A 14975-nucleotide genomic window follows, 5' to 3' on the forward strand; every position below is an offset into this window, starting at 1 on the left:
AAATTTTACAAGCATCAAAATCGAGAAAAAGTACGCATTTTTGATATAAAAAGAAAACCTCTCTAAACCCTTGATATGCATAGAGTTAGGGAGGTTTTTGTCGTTTCAAACTGTCAAAGACGGGATTGTAGCACAATCATAAGACCCCGTCTAATGATGGCTTATGATTTTAACCATTAATATTTTAATGCACGTTGAACTTCTCTAGATTTGTTTTCTTTACAAGAATGCACATTTATACTCATTTAAAATCAAAAATAGCCACCTACCACTCCAAGTGGATATGGAGCGTTTCGATTTTGTTATTTTTTTAGAAGAAAACAGCTACTTGAAATCCACAATCCTCAACTCAAACTTATAAATTAAGGTTTCACATGTTATAAGTAGCTTAGACTTGCTATTTTTGATTTTTATTGAGTATTACCACTGTTGCAAAAATGATAACATACATGTCATAAAAAGAAACACCAGCCTTTCGACTGGTGGACATATATGATGTTAAATACCTGTATTCACAAGTAAAGTGATTTATATACAAATAGTTTTTGAGGAAATACTGACTGTATTTTGAAAAATCCGTATTAGCTAGAGATACTGATACTCAATGAAAATCAAAATCAGACTAGGCGACGCAGATGCAGATAGAACTGAAGTTCATCAAATCAAGTCAACAACGTCTGATTTTGATTTTCGAAGAGTATGAACTGTAAGTACAGCTGAGATACCTCAGCAATAGTCCCTACCAAACATTATTTTTGATTTTTAGATGACATACCGTTTTTTATGATGTCTTCTACCTTCACATCCGGTTTATTATTTAGCACTCCTAAAAATACAAGAATACTGAGGATAATACAAATAGTCTGCTCGATTTGGTTTAAAGTACGACTACATTCAATATTGAAATAACAAACCAGGACATTATCAACGAGCATCAATACCAACGAAATTAGTCCAATCCAAAACATATGTTTTTTCAAACGATTCTTTATTTGTTTCATATCTATACTCCTTTTTGATGTATAAAAATACATTTTACCATAAATAAACCGTTAATTCAAAAAAATATGAGATAAAAAATATGATAAAGCAAGCGAAAGAGACCATGTAGCAAAACTAATTCAAATGACTACATATCAGCACAATAAAACGGGTGATGATACCGAGTTGATAGAAACTACATATCATCATCCGTTTGTCAGCTGTAAGGGAGAAAGAAATTTTATTCGATTAGCTTGATGTCCGTTCTCTGCATTGTTTATCCTGCAATAAACAATGAGAAGAAACTTGTACCAACCATATCCGCAAGAGCATGTCCTAAGAAATATGGCAATAAATTATCATTTTTCCTTGTATACATGTAGTAATAGAAAAGACCGAAGGCTACACCAATAACAAGAGCAGATACCATTCCTTGATAGGTATGGAAAGATATGCGGACAATTGTTGAAAAGAGTAAGACCAGCGAACGCTTTTTCTTATCTGTACTCAACAATAAGCCTAAGAAAAAGAACTCTTCATAGAAGCCATTAAACAAGGAATAGATAACTGTGCTGTAGTCAACGGCTAGGAAACGGTTGAGCACTGTTGTGATATTCCAGTCATAGTAAGGCAAGTATCCGAGGTAATTATATCCACCAGATAGACCGGGAATATAAGAAAAAGCTGTAAATGCCAAATCGCTAATCAGACCAGCACCGATGAAAATCAGTGGTCCCCAGAGCAAAACTGTCCACTCTAATTTTACTTTTAGCTGCTTGAAATCATAATTCCGAATCAATAAATACACCAGGGCAAACAAGAATAGCTTTCCTTGATTGGCTAGAGCCCACCAATTGTCTGCTGCAGTAAAGGATTGGACTCCTGTTTCCACTACTTCTGTTGCAGAAAATGATGCTATCCATTGCATGGTTGAGGTATAAATAGCATTACCACATAAAATCGTTGTGATAATAAACAAATCTATCCAAGTAAGTTCTTTTAGGGGCTAGGTTGGACGAATGCGTCTCAATAATCTTTTCACCTTTTCCTCCTTATATTTTGGTACATATTCTTTCTGTATAATTATATACTAAAATCCTTATAAATTTCTTAAAATATCTTATAACAAATCTAATAATTCTTGATAGCTATGAATGGTATAGGTTGGAACTGCTTTACTGTTGTTTATCATATGAGTCGGATTGTACCAAACAGTATCCATACCAGCATTATTGCCGCCTTGAATATCTGCTGTCAAACTGTCTCCAATCATTAAGGCTTGGTCAAACTGAAAACCTGAAATCTGCTCTGCTATTTTTTCATAAAAATCAGCCGCAGGCTTTTGCGTCCCCATCTGCTCAGAAATAAATACTTCTTTGAAATACGATTGAATGGGTGAGTGAAGTAAGCGATTTTCCTGTATATAGGTCACGCCGTTGGTAGCCGCATAAATCTGGTAGCCTCGGTTTGTCAATTCCTGCAAAAGTCTATCTGCACCTGTAAAAATTTGTCCCTGCCGCCCAATAAATTCTTGGTAGCGCAAAGCCATCTCCCTTCCATCAACCTGCCGACCAAAGTGGGCAAAGGTCCGTGAAAAGCGGGTATTGATCAGCTCTTTCTTTGTAATGTTCCCTTTTTCCAAATCCTTCCACATGCCCTGGTTGAGCGGTCGATAGACTTCTTTAAAAGCTTGAATATCTTCAACCTCCATAGCTGTCAAAAACTGGGTTAAGGCTACTTCTTCTCCACGACTAAAATCAAGAAGAGTATGGTCAAGATCAAAGAGTAAGTGTTTGTATTGCAAGATGATAAGTCCTTTCTAAGCAGAAACTACTGAAGCGATATCAGGCAGTATGTCTAAAGTATACCACAGTTTCTAAAAAAAATAGCTCTGTGTCCTCGGCTCTATTATACTGTTTTTTAGATTTCATACTCTTCAAAAATCAAAATTATCCGTTGTCAACTTGCCTCGATGAGTGAAAAGCTCCTGTGGAGCTTTTTAGCCTGTTGCCTTGAAATAAGAAAGCAACAGAGTTCTATCATCGGCTTCGTTTCCTAGGCTACTTTTGATTTTTATTGAGTATCAGCAGCCCTGGATACACCCATTTCCTCATTTTCATTGATCAACAAATTATAATATACAAGCTTACAATTTATTTTAATACACTTGATTCTATAATTTTAACATCCCCAAGATTGTCAAACGAATAGCGTTGACTCCTCTTTTCAAACCAAGTCTTGAGAACGACATCATTCAAAATATAGGATGATTTTTCCCTTAACCAAGTAGCATCTATACCATACGTTTTCAAATAATTTAATAGTTCTTCTTTTTCAGTTAATTGCAAAGAAGGGAGGCCTTTGGAGGAAGAAAACCAATAGGAACTCTCTAGATGTTCTTGCAGATTTACCGCTTCACCCCTTTTTTTATCTATCCAGTAATTGGACTTAGCCCATACTAAAGAACTACTTGAATTAGAAATTTCAATGCTTTCTAGTAATTTCTTATCTCTATACTCATAATCAATGTATAAATAGACACTGTTTCCCAAACTTTTTGAATACTCAACGCTAAACATTTGTTCCAGACCAACAAATATAGATACCTCTCCTCCATCTGGGTCATTAACAAGGACGGGCAACTCTGTTATTCTATCCGGTTCTCTAAATGATTGCGGACTTCCTAAAGCAGCACTCAAATCTGGTAAGCCTTTCAGTGCCCCACTATATACCTCAGCATAGTTCATCTCTAAGAATACATTCTCTAAGGAATTATATTTTATCTTTTGACTATAGTAATTAAAAACTTTAAAAATCAGAAATGAGCTCGTGACAATTATGACAATTATAAAAAAATATTTTGAAAATTTATGCTTCATATATACCTCCACATCATTGGCTCAAATCTTGAATAAATTGATGAGCGACTTAACAGTTTCCACCTGATACTTTGGTATCAAAGGTTTACATATTTATTCTACCACACCAAAAAGAAATCACCTAGAAATGTCTAGATGATTTCAATAACTATTTTGATATATTACCTTAGCTATTTTAACTTTCTCCACAATGAGAAGTACAGATTACTACTCCTCAATGTCAATTAACATCCTTAAACCTTCTAATTCTCCTTTAACTTGTTGATAATAGGCTGACTATCCGAAATAACATCGATACCAAAATTGATACCAAGAATTTGATAATGACGGAATGGGGCCTGGTGATTTTCTCGTATAATTCTTTTTAAATGGCTATCAAGAAGTTCTACCAAAATAGCTTTATGTATCATCGGAATATTTTTAGGATCATCCCAATATTCACACGGATTCAAATCCCACCCTTCATCAATAACTTTACAAAATAATATTTTCTCAAAATCTATGCAGAAATGACTTTCTTGATTTTTCAACCCATCAAGATAAATTTTTAGGTTCATGTCTTGATCTATCTGACATCGAACTTGGTACCAATCATTCTCAATTTTGCCTCCTATATCAACCCACTTGGCCATCATTTATCCCTTCATCATGAATTAAAATTTCTTCTCCCTTGTATAGAATGACGTCAATAACTATATTTGTTGAGAGAATTTGATAATGTTCTAATTCTTCTTTTTCCAATACTCCACCAGCCACTTGAACCACTTGTTCAACCAGCAAACTATTAACTATTTTATACAAAGGGTACTCTATCCCTAGTTCAGATACGCTTGGAACTTGATATAGGTACAGAGATAATTCTCGTTCTGTTAGTCTATAAAAATGACAAAATGGAAAATCAAGGACAATTTCAGACTTGTTGCCTTTTAATGCAATCATTGCGATTTCAAAATCACTACTCTCACCAAATTTTGCTTCCGCAGTATATCTATCTTCTACTAATTCACCCCAACATAAACGTATCTCGTTTCTTGATTTTTCAGCACTAACATCTAGTAATTTAGAATTGTGAATGATATCCTGAGATTTTTCCTTCACATCATTAATCACGATTTTACCCCCTACTTCTAATATCAGTATTGACCCCTGTAAGGAATTTTAAACTGAAATTCCAACAATGAGAAACCATCCTTACTATTTTGCCATAACTTATCCATAAGATATTGTTCCCATGTCTAAGTCACACATATCATACAACCACGCCATCATTCGTGGTATTCCTTTATCCATTAAAACTGAGCTATAAGTGTGGATACGTGTTTAAGAATTTTTAGCTTTTGCGAAAATATCAGAGCTATCTAGACAGTTTTAAATGATATATTGTTTTCAAAGCTCTAGACATTTATTCTACCACACCAAAAAGAAATCACCTAGGAAATCTAGATGATTTCGTATAACCGCAGTCCTCTCCTATAACTGAATACTCCATCTACTAATGTGATAATACTTCAAAACAAAAATAGCCATAGGGTATTGATTCCTTATCAAAGTCGTACATATCGTATAGCCACGCCATCATTTGTGGTATACCTCTTTGCATTAAAAAGGACATATAAGCATGAATACTTTTTTTAAAATCCAAAATATCTGCTTTTTCTACCAAAAAATACATCTGTTTCATATCATCTAAATTAATGTATTTATCTAGTATTTTATAATCAGATTCGGGTGTCAGCCAAAACATGTTTTTTTTTGCAAACTCTTCTTTTTCAATTAATGTTACATTTTCTTTGGTCTCTATATAAAGATGTGCAATATCAAATTCCTCCTGAAAATTTAACATTTCATTTACATAAAATGGTGTAACATGAAGCGAAGAAGTCGTCTCATCCGCTTTTAAAATCTCATCTAACAATATAAATAATTGTATAAGATTCGGATAGATTCTATTTTGGGATTCACTATCAGTTGTATGGAAATATACAATCTCATTGATTCTACCTTTTGGTTTTTCAATCATTATCTAGGTCCTTTCCAGTTAGGATTATTTAAGTCCGAAATTTGAATAACCTTCTTTGTGCTATCATCGACTGCAACATAATGTATTTCATCAATATAATAGTTAGTTACACTACTATTAGTATATTTGTTATATCCAGAGGTCGTTTTAACGGGATTATTAATAGTGTCTGCGATTTTTTGATTATTCCAACCTCTGTCTAAAACTTGACTAGAATAATTACTCTTCGAAAATTTATCACTAAAAATGATATCGTCTGCCGTGAGTGTTTTAGCAACATCACCAACATCCTCAACATCATCCAACTTATCTGTAGTTTTTGCAACATCACTAACATAATCAAACGTATCAACTAAATCATCAGTTGCATCTAGAATCTTACCTAATTGGGTAATTTTTCCAGCTTTCAAAAATGGTAGTAGATTACTTGCTAAATCAAGAGAGAGCTCCCCTGCTGCAAACCAGCGATTCGCTTGTTCACCTGTTGTCGGATCAACCCCATCTTTCAGACGCTGAATGTTATTCCATCCGCTTAACTCTGCAACAAACGTTGGAAATACGTCTTTTCTGGCTTCTGTATAGGAAGCAAATTTAACCTGACGAGCATATAGTATTTCTTCCGCTGTCATTTGCGGAGATTGAAGATACTGATCCAGTGTCATTTTATCAATGCGCTCTTTTTGAGCCACTGTCAATCCATACTTATTAGCTTCTTCAATCTTGTGGAAATCCGCAATGCTAATATTTGGCTTGTTTCGAGAACCTGAATCCTTACCTTTCGTAGTCTGAGGATTACATACGTGTTTAAGAGTTTCCTCCAGCGCCTTGCCCCAGTTCTTAATGAGATTCTGGACCTCCCTCAACTTAGTCATACCTTTGGAACCTGTAGCCCTGCTATACTCATTTCTGATGTTTTGCTGGCGACGTTGTTCGACGCGTACTTGCTCTCTTGCTCGGTCACGTTGTGCCTGCGCCTGCTCATAACTGGTTGGTTTGATGATTGGGGTATAGCTGTACACCTTCGGTGTATAGACGTATGAGTAGTTTCCTGTTTGTTGCTGGCGGATTTGATGAGCTTTGTGCTCAGGCGTGCTCGGTGCGTAAAGCGTGCCATCATCTGGGTTAATCAGAGGTCTTGGTCTATTATAGACCTTACCACCAAATCGGTCATCCAACATGACATGTGGTGAGCGGATATGCCCACTCGGGTCGGTGTAGTTGGCTGGGTTGTTCTGCACATAGGCATAGAGGTTTTGACTGAGCGGGTCTGTTTGACTACCTGGATAGCTGTCAGCTTTTAGGGAAATAGCAGAGCAGCCAAGCTAGTTCGGCATAGATATTCTGTTCTCAAAGGTCTACACATTTATTCTACCATACAAAAAAGAAACCACCTAGAAAAGCCTAGATGATTTCAAAAGATACTAAAACTATTCCTCAGATTGTGGGTTCATTACATAAAATGTACCGTTAAGATAATTCCCTTCGTAGCCTGATAGATATATCTGATACAGTGTTTCATGGAAGTATGAATCAAATCCGAACTCTTCTTGAAGTACCTTAAAATTTAAAATTGTACTTAAATCAAACAAGACTGTATCGATATCCCTTTCTGTTCGATTATTTTTCCTTGATAAGTGGCTTTACTCGTCAATTGATATTTACTTGGGTTATGTATTCTGGTAACATTTTTTCTACTATTAAGCTAGTAGGTGCTCCGCCGATTGAATATATAATATTAAGTAAATCATCAGCCCACTCACCAAGCTGTTTTTCTTCATATAAAATATGATTAGATAAACAGTACAACTTAATCTGGTGATAAATTTGTTCAGTAGTTAATAACTTATTGCTCATGGCATTCTCCTCAAATCTACTATTTTATCTATCTTTATAGATTCAGTCGTTATCTCCTGAACCAAACTGAGGAAAATCTGAGGCTAAAGGTTCAAGATAATCGGCTTTACCTCATTTTCCACTCGGTATTCTGATATCATCTAAAATTTGTTTAGTATCAAAAGTTGCTTTTATGGACGCATCATATGGAACCTGCAATGCTTCAGGATTAGGCACAGCATAATTATTAGACTATATACTTAGGAACTAAATTGTTTAAATTCATTCGGTATCTCGTCTGATTCATTGAACAAGGTCATCACAGAAAAGTTCCTATCAGAGAATATAATCTCTTGGAAAACATTATCAATTTTCCATTCTATATCCTTATGGGTAATTTCTCCAGTTTGCACAGTTACCATCTCAAACCATCCAATCTTTATTCCATGCTGAATGATTTCTTCTAATAATTGAACAGTGTAACCTTTTCTCAAACTAAAGAGACCGTATAAGCGAGATATGATAGCATCTTCTTCGGCAATAGATAGCAACAACTCTTTTAAATCTTCTGTCTTCATTGTCTATTTACCTCCATTCAGTGGTATCCTAACTATTCCTTCTCCCACTGTTGTTTTTAAGTATGCACCGCTGTGAATCTCATCAGTAGCATTTGCATAACCATAATTTAATTGCCAAGAATTCCCTCTACCATCGTAGTACCTCACTCCTTCTCCACGCTTCAGTGGAGATTTTGTATACCCCTCTAATGCTTCATCTAAATACTTTTCAACATCTTTTATATTAGCTCCGTTAAAACTATTAACATTCGATAATTCAAAAATTTTACTCGCGGCATTAACATCATCCAACTTATCTGTAGTTTTTGCAACATCACTAACATGATCAAACGTATCAACTACATCATCAGTTGCATCTAGAATCTTACCTAATTTGGTAATTTTTCCAGCTTTCAAAACTGGTAGTAGATTACTTGCTAAATCCAGAGAGAGTTCTCCTGCTGCAAACCAGCGATTCGCTTGTTCACCTGTTGTCGGATCAACCCCATCTTTCAGACGCTGAATGTTATTCCATCCGCTTAACTCTGCAACAAACGTTGGGAATACGTCTTTTCTTGCTCCTGTATAGGAAGCAAATTTAACCTGACGAGCATATAGTATTTCTTCCGCTGTCATTTGCGGAGATTGAAGATACTGATCCAGTGTCATTTTATCAATGCGCTCTTTTTGAGCCACTGTCAATCCATACTTATTGGCTTCTTCAATCTTGCGGAAATCCGCAACGCTGATATTTGGCTTGTTTCGGGTACCTGAGTCCTTACCCTTCGTAGTCTGAGGATTACATACGTGTTTAAGAGTTTTTAGCTTTTGAGAAAATAGCAGAGCTTCTCAGCTAGTTGATGCAGAAATAGTCTGTTTTCAAAGGTCTACACATTTATTCTACCATACCAAAAAGAAATCACCTAGAAAAGTCTAGATGATTTCGTATAACCACACCATTATTTGTGGTATACCTATTTGCATTAAAAAGGACATATAATCATAGTCACAAACTCCAAGAAAGAAAGTAAGTCAATCAACTAAATAGACATTAAATAATTTCTTCTTACCATCAACAACATATTTTTCAACATCTCCTGACCACCATTCGACGTTATTTGAAAGAATAGACAATACAATATTTCTAAATTCTGGATTATCAGAGAACATCAATTGATAATTGTTCAAAAATACATAAATTACATCATTAGTTATGCAATCAGAATCGCCTAAAACATCATTAAGAGCGTCCCAATTACTGATATTTCTATCAATTAAGAAAGCTTCACAAATACAATTGATTGAATTTTCTTTTTCTTGTAATACTTTTCCATCTAAATAGACTATTTTTGCCTCTTTTGGAATAGTGGAAATGAGTTCATCTTGCTCATTTTTACTAATTATTTTTAACGTATCCATATTACTCCACCTTTACAAAACTATCATAATGATTCCACGTATAATATACACTGCCATCGCTACCTCTAACAAACCTCTGGTTGTCACGTTTACCTACATCTGCGATAAAATTATTTACATCATATTCCTTATAAGATATCTTATTACCAGAAGAATCAACTTTAGGTAAATATGACTGAAGATTATCAAACTTCTTACCTGCTGCCGTTTTTGGGGTTTGCCCTTTATAATTCCCTTGCCAGCTAACCCCATCATAGCCCTTATAGGCATCCTGTACATTCTGTGGAAGCTCGCTTAGAGATTTGGAACCTTGTAAGCCTTTTAGTCCATCCTTTACATCATCCAACTTATCTGTAGTTTTTGCAACATCACTAACATAATCAAACGTATCAACTACATCATCAGTTGTATCTAGAATCTTACCTAATTGGGTAATTTTTCCAGCTTTCAAAAATGGTAGTAGATTACTTGCTAAATCAAGAGAGAGCTCCCCTGCTGCAAACCAGCGATTCGCTTGTTCACCTGTTGTCGGATCAACCCCATCTTTCAGACGCTGAATGTTATTCCATCCGCTTAGCTCTGCAACAAACGTTGGGAATACGTCTTTTCTGGCTTCTGTATAGGAAGCAAATTTAACCTGACGAGCATATAGTATTTCTTCCGCTGTCATTTGCGGAGATTGAAGATACTGATCCAGTGTCATTTTATCAATGCGCTCTTTTTGAGCCACTGTCAATCCATACTTATTGGCTTCTTCAATCTTGCGGAAATCCGCAATGCTGATATTTGGCTTGTTTCGAGTACCTGAATCCTTACCTTTCGTAGTCTGAGGATTACATACGTGTTTAAGAGTTTCCTCCAGCGCCTTGCCCCAGTTCTTAATGAGATTCTGGACCTCCCTCAACTTAGCCATACCTTTGGAACCTGTAGCCCTGCTATACTCATTTCTGATGTTTTGCTGGTGACGTTGTTCGACGCGTACTTGCTCTCTTGCTCGGTCACGTTGTGCCTGCGCCTGCTCATAACTGGTTGGTTTGATGATTGGGGTATTGCTGTACACCTTCGGTGTATAGACGTATGAGTAGTTTCCTGTTTGTTTCTGACGGATTTGATGGGCTTTGTGTTGAGGTGTGCTCGGTGCGTAAAGCGTGCCATCATCTGTGTTAATCAGAGGTCTTGGACTATCATAGACCTTACCACCAAACCGGTCATCAAACATGGCATGCGGTGAGCGGATATTCCCACTCGGGTCGGTGTAGTTGGCTGGGTTGTTCTGCACATAGGCATAGAGGTTTTGGCTGAGCGGGTCTGTTTGGCTACCTGGGTAGCTGTCAGCCGTCAGGAAGGTGCCTGCTTGACTATCGTAGTAGCGTGCACGGAGGTAGTCCAGACCTGTCACATCTCGTGCCTCACCATTGTAGGCAAATGGATTTCCTGTGGTATCTGTGGTCTGCTTGGTTGCTCCGTAGAGAGCATAGCTTGAACTTGCGACTGCCTGTCCATTCTGAGTCAGTCCTGTCACCGAGCCAGACTGGCTGGTCAGATAGTGATAGCTGTCGCCAGTGCTCTCGTTAGTATAGGTAGCTCTGCCATTGCCATAGACATAGGTCTCCCGTTTCTGGAGCTGGTCGTCATAGGTTTGCAGGACTTGGGTGTGCTGCTGATTGACGTCGTTGACATAGTTTCGTGTCTTGTAATAGTTGTAGGTGTCTTCCTTGGTCGTGTAAGGGATGAGGACATCCTGCACTTGACTCCTGTAGAGCACCTCATCTTCACCCGGTAGGTTGTCCTCGCTCGGCGGATTGACCACAAGCCCTTCTTCCGTCGCTCGGTCCTTGGCTACCTTCTGATGATAGGCAGTTGAGACGGTATCGAAGGTATCGATCCAGTCATAGCCCTCGCTGGTCGTGAAGCTCGAGAAGAACTGGACGACATTCTGCGTAAAGCCATACCAGAAGAGACTGTTGGCTTCGCCATCTGGTGCGGTATACGGAGACTTGCGCTTCTTATCCGCTGGCTTGCGTTTGAAGAGCTGGTAGGTGTTGGTCGCTTGGGTCCTGCTGGCAGTGAAGACACGGTTATCATCCCCATCATAGAGGGCAGCGAAAAGCAGACCTTCCTTATCCTTGACCGCCAAGAGACGGTTTTCCGTGTCATAGATATAATCTAGCTTGGCATCACCCTCGCCTGATGACACACGGTTTCCGTTCTTATCATAGGTGTAGGTGATGGTCTTGTCGCCAGACTTCATTTCAAGCAGGCGATTCTCGGCGTCATAGCTAAACTCTGTCTTGCTTTCCTTACCGTCCACCGTCTCTGTGCTGGTCAGCTTGTTTCCTGCATGGTCGTAGGTGTAGCTAAACTGACTTAGTTCCTTGCCATCCTTACTTGAAACGGTCATCTGGACGATTTGACCCAGACTGTCGTAGGTGTAAGTTTGGACCAGAGTTTCCCCATCTTGCGTGATGGTTTCCTTGGCGATATAATTGCCATCGTCGTACTCGTAGGCATAGCTGGAAATCAGCTTGCCTTTCTTGTCACGATGAACAATCTCTGTCACACGATGGGCTGCGTCGTAGGTCAGAGCACTTGTCGTGCCGTCCCCACGCTCAATCGTGGTCATGTCACCAGCCTTATCATAGGCGTAGGTGGTCACCTTGGTCAGGCGATCGAGCTCGTCATAGCTATAGGCTACCTCGCTACCATCTGGATAGACCATCTTGGTGATATTGCCATAGTCATCGTAGGTGTAGGTAATCAGACTGCCATCACCCTGACGAACACCGGTCAATTCACCCTCTTCATTATAAGCGTAGCGGGTCTGACCCGTCAAGTCACTCATCGCCACTCTACGACCATCTGCATCATAGCTGTAGAGGACCTGCCCTTCTGACTCGGTAGAAGTCTTCTTGGTCAGCAGTTGGTCCAGCTTGTTGTAGTCGTAGCTAATGGTCTGACCATCAGCCTTAGTAATCTTGGAGAGTTGGTTATTGACATCGTAGGTGTAGGTCTCGCTGTCTCCCAGCGCATTCATCTTTTCGACGACATTTCCTAGCTGGTCATAGCTATACTTCGTCACCTGACCATTGCCATTGGTGATGGAGGTGAGATTGCCCACGCTATCATAGGTGTAGCTGCTGGTTGATGCTTCATCTCCACTTCCCTTGGTGGCGGTCAGCAGTTGGTCTTCTTGGTCGTAGGTGTAGCTAGAAAGACGCTTGCTTCCTGAGAGAACACTGGTCAGATTGCCATTGCCATCATAGGTGAGACTACTGCTTGCGCCTGTAGGACTGGATACCTTGATTAGGCGGTTATCCTTGTCATAACTATAGAGACTGGTCTGACCTGCGGTATTGGTCTCGGCTGTCAGACGATTGCCTGCGGCGTAGGTCCGCTTGGTCACCTGACCAAGTGGGTTGACTTCCTCTAGGAGATTGCCATTCGGGTCATAGGCATAGGTTGTCTCCCGCTTACCATTGATGACTCGCTTGGTCACTTGCCCTACAGGATCATAGCTCAGCTCCGTCTCACGGCCTGTCGGACTGGTGATCGTTTTAAGCTGGTCCAGCTTCGTATAGGACAGGCTGGTCTTAGCACCGCTTGGACTGGTGATGTTGGTCAGATTGCCCATCTCATCGTAGGCATAGGTCTTTTCTAGATCCAGAGCATTCTTCTCCGCCAAGAGGCGACCGGCAACATCGTAGGTGTAGCTAGTCGCTCGATCCGACTGGTCTACTTCCTTGATAAGATTACCAGCTACATCGTAGGTATAGGTCTTGGACAAGCCTTGTGGCGCCGTCTGTTTCTCCAGACGCCCAAGAGCATCATAACTATAGCTGAAAGTCGCTTGATTTGGAAGAGTTCGACTGGTCGCACGCCCGTAGAGGTCATTGACATAGCTTGTCACATCCCCACTCGGGTCTGTCTCTGTCGAGAGACTACCAGTTTGGTCATAGGTATAGCTTGTCTTACCGCCAGTTGGCTTGGTTAGGCTAAGCAGACGGTTGAGACTGTCATAGGTATAGCTAGTAGTATTTCCCTCGCCTGTTGTTTCAGACAGACGATTGCCCACTGCGTCGTAGGTGTAGGTCTGGCTGGCACCTGTAGGAGCCACCGTCTCCAGTAAGCGACCGAGTGGATCGTATTTCAAGACAGTTTCCTGTCCCTTTGGATCTTTGTATAGAACCAGGCGTTCATTAGCATCATATCCGTAGGTAGATTGGTGTCCGTTGGCATCTGTGACACTTGCGACATTCCCCAGTACATCATACTCGTAGTTGGTCTCATGCCCCTCAGGGTCCGTTTCTGTCACGACACGGTTGAGTTGGTCATAACTGTAGCTGGTTTCACGTCCAAGATGGTCTACCTTCTTCTGTAAATTTCCATTTTCATCATAATGGTAGCTAGTCTCATGTCCTTCTACATCCGTCTTAGTCGCTAGATTACCTGATAAATCATAGGTGTAGCTTTCACTACTTCCATCTGCATAAGTGACCTTGGTCAACTGATTGTAGCTGTCATAGGTCATGCTTGTGGTCTGACCAAGGCTGTTGGTTGTCGTCAGGCGATTGCCTGCTGCGTCATAGGTGTAACTTTCATTTAGGGATTGATTATCCTTCGCAGCTATCAGACGATTGGCAGCATCATAGCTATACTCAGTAACGAGACCGCTAGATTGCGTCTGCTTAATGAGGCGATCAAGAGCATCGTATTCATTGACAATACTACTACCATCTGCCTGGATAACTTCTTTAACCTGAGCCGTTGGGGTATAGCTCAGCTGAGTTGCATGACCATTTGGATTGGTCACTTGGGTCAGGTAGCCAAGTTCATTATACTGGTAGCTTGTTTTTCCACCTAGAGCATCAATTTCCTCACGAAGTTGCTCCATTTGGTTGTAGCTAAAGTGAGTTGTATGACCAAGTGCATCGGTGACTTGACCAACTTGGTTTTGCCCTGTATAGCGTGTGCTGGCAGTATTTCCTGCCGCATCGGTCAAGCTGATTTGATTTCCGTTCGCATCATAGGTCATCGTGGTTATTTGACCAAGAGCATTTGTCGTACTGCTCAAACGACCAGCGGCAGTATAGTCATACTGAGTGGATATGCCCTTGGCATCTGTCTGCTCGAGAACATTTCCCATGCTATCATATCGGTAGGAAACACTCGTCTTATCTGGATAGATGACCTTGGTCACATTGCCAAGTGCATCGTAGCTATAGCTGGTCGTACGTTCATCCAGGCTTTCGGTCAGTTTATTTCCTAGAGCATCGTAGGTATAGCTAA

General features: G+C 39.6%; 13 protein-coding genes and 1 pseudogene. All 14 read right to left on the reverse strand.

What is annotated here, in order from left to right; genetic code table 11:
* Positions 1-749 precede the first annotated feature (749 nt).
* Positions 750-1001 (reverse strand): phage holin, encoded by a 252-nt coding sequence (locus ODU39_RS01255; RefSeq protein ID WP_024414993.1) that lies wholly within the window; start codon positions 999-1001, stop codon positions 750-752.
* 257 nt (positions 1002-1258) lie between these two features.
* Positions 1259-1966: a CPBP family intramembrane glutamic endopeptidase gene (locus tag ODU39_RS01260; protein ID WP_398580376.1), complete on the reverse strand. Its 708-nt coding sequence runs from the start codon at positions 1964-1966 to the stop codon at positions 1259-1261.
* Positions 1967-2101: 135 nt separating this feature from the next.
* Positions 2102-2785, reverse strand: coding sequence for a YjjG family noncanonical pyrimidine nucleotidase (locus ODU39_RS01265; protein WP_105106326.1), 684 nt, complete (start codon positions 2783-2785; stop codon positions 2102-2104).
* A gap of 349 nt (positions 2786-3134) precedes the next feature.
* Positions 3135-3860, reverse strand: a complete 726-nt coding sequence (locus tag ODU39_RS01270) for a TipC family immunity protein (protein ID WP_136647418.1) — start codon at positions 3858-3860, stop codon at positions 3135-3137.
* Between the two features lie 242 nt (positions 3861-4102).
* On the reverse strand, positions 4103-4492 hold the full coding sequence (locus tag ODU39_RS01275; protein WP_136647421.1) for a hypothetical protein: 390 nt from the start codon (positions 4490-4492) through the stop codon (positions 4103-4105).
* On the reverse strand, positions 4476-4970 hold the full coding sequence (locus ODU39_RS01280) for a hypothetical protein (protein ID WP_318820170.1): 495 nt from the start codon (positions 4968-4970) through the stop codon (positions 4476-4478). The genes ODU39_RS01275 and ODU39_RS01280 overlap by 17 nt, the downstream gene beginning before the upstream one ends.
* A 382-nt stretch (positions 4971-5352) precedes the next feature.
* Positions 5353-5880 carry a hypothetical protein gene (locus ODU39_RS01285; RefSeq protein ID WP_024393939.1) on the reverse strand — a complete coding sequence of 176 codons (528 nt, stop codon included), beginning with the start codon at positions 5878-5880 and terminating at the stop codon, positions 5353-5355.
* Positions 5880-7118 carry a colicin E5-related ribonuclease gene (locus tag ODU39_RS01290; RefSeq protein WP_398580374.1) on the reverse strand — a complete coding sequence of 413 codons (1239 nt, stop codon included), beginning with the start codon at positions 7116-7118 and terminating at the stop codon, positions 5880-5882. The genes ODU39_RS01285 and ODU39_RS01290 overlap by 1 nt, the downstream gene beginning before the upstream one ends.
* Before the next feature lie 409 nt (positions 7119-7527).
* Positions 7528-7734 (reverse strand): hypothetical protein, encoded by a 207-nt coding sequence (locus tag ODU39_RS01295; RefSeq protein WP_029172753.1) that lies wholly within the window; start codon positions 7732-7734, stop codon positions 7528-7530.
* Between the two features lie 239 nt (positions 7735-7973).
* The gene (locus ODU39_RS01300; protein WP_024407040.1) at positions 7974-8291 is read right to left on the reverse strand and encodes a hypothetical protein; all 318 of its coding nucleotides are present in this window, start codon (positions 8289-8291) and stop codon (positions 7974-7976) included.
* 3 nt (positions 8292-8294) lie between these two features.
* Positions 8295-8966 carry a pre-toxin TG domain-containing protein gene (locus ODU39_RS01305; RefSeq protein WP_398581415.1) on the reverse strand — a complete coding sequence of 224 codons (672 nt, stop codon included), beginning with the start codon at positions 8964-8966 and terminating at the stop codon, positions 8295-8297.
* A gap of 336 nt (positions 8967-9302) precedes the next feature.
* On the reverse strand, positions 9303-9689 hold the full coding sequence (locus ODU39_RS01310) for a barstar family protein (protein ID WP_105257275.1): 387 nt from the start codon (positions 9687-9689) through the stop codon (positions 9303-9305).
* A 1-nt stretch (position 9690) separates the two neighbouring features.
* The gene (locus tag ODU39_RS01315) at positions 9691-12531 is read right to left on the reverse strand and encodes an RHS repeat-associated core domain-containing protein (protein WP_398579744.1); all 2841 of its coding nucleotides are present in this window, start codon (positions 12529-12531) and stop codon (positions 9691-9693) included.
* 69 nt (positions 12532-12600) lie between these two features.
* Positions 12601-14952: pseudogene (locus ODU39_RS01320) on the reverse strand (hypothetical protein); the annotation flags it as partial.
* Positions 14953-14975 lie beyond the last annotated feature (23 nt).

It is taken from the genome of Streptococcus sp. 2021WUSS126 (assembly GCF_044427255.1).
Taxonomy (GTDB): domain Bacteria; phylum Bacillota; class Bacilli; order Lactobacillales; family Streptococcaceae; genus Streptococcus; species Streptococcus hashimotonensis.

Excerpts from the sequence above, each read along its gene's own strand:
- ODU39_RS01255 (WP_024414993.1), bottom strand. The coding sequence starts at position 1,001 with ATGAAACAAATAAAGAATCGTTTGAAAAAACATATGTTTTGGATTGGA.
- ODU39_RS01270 (WP_136647418.1), bottom strand. The coding sequence starts at position 3,860 with ATGAAGCATAAATTTTCAAAATATTTTTTTATAATTGTCATAATTGTC.
- ODU39_RS01275 (WP_136647421.1), bottom strand. The coding sequence starts at position 4,492 with ATGGCCAAGTGGGTTGATATAGGAGGCAAAATTGAGAATGATTGGTAC.
- ODU39_RS01285 (WP_024393939.1), bottom strand. The coding sequence starts at position 5,880 with ATGATTGAAAAACCAAAAGGTAGAATCAATGAGATTGTATATTTCCAT.
- ODU39_RS01295 (WP_029172753.1), bottom strand. The coding sequence starts at position 7,734 with ATGAGCAATAAGTTATTAACTACTGAACAAATTTATCACCAGATTAAG.
- ODU39_RS01300 (WP_024407040.1), bottom strand. The coding sequence starts at position 8,291 with ATGAAGACAGAAGATTTAAAAGAGTTGTTGCTATCTATTGCCGAAGAA.
- ODU39_RS01310 (WP_105257275.1), bottom strand. The coding sequence starts at position 9,689 with ATGGATACGTTAAAAATAATTAGTAAAAATGAGCAAGATGAACTCATT.
- ODU39_RS01315 (WP_398579744.1), bottom strand. The coding sequence starts at position 12,531 with ATGAGTGACTTGACGGGTCAGACCCGCTACGCTTATAATGAAGAGGGT.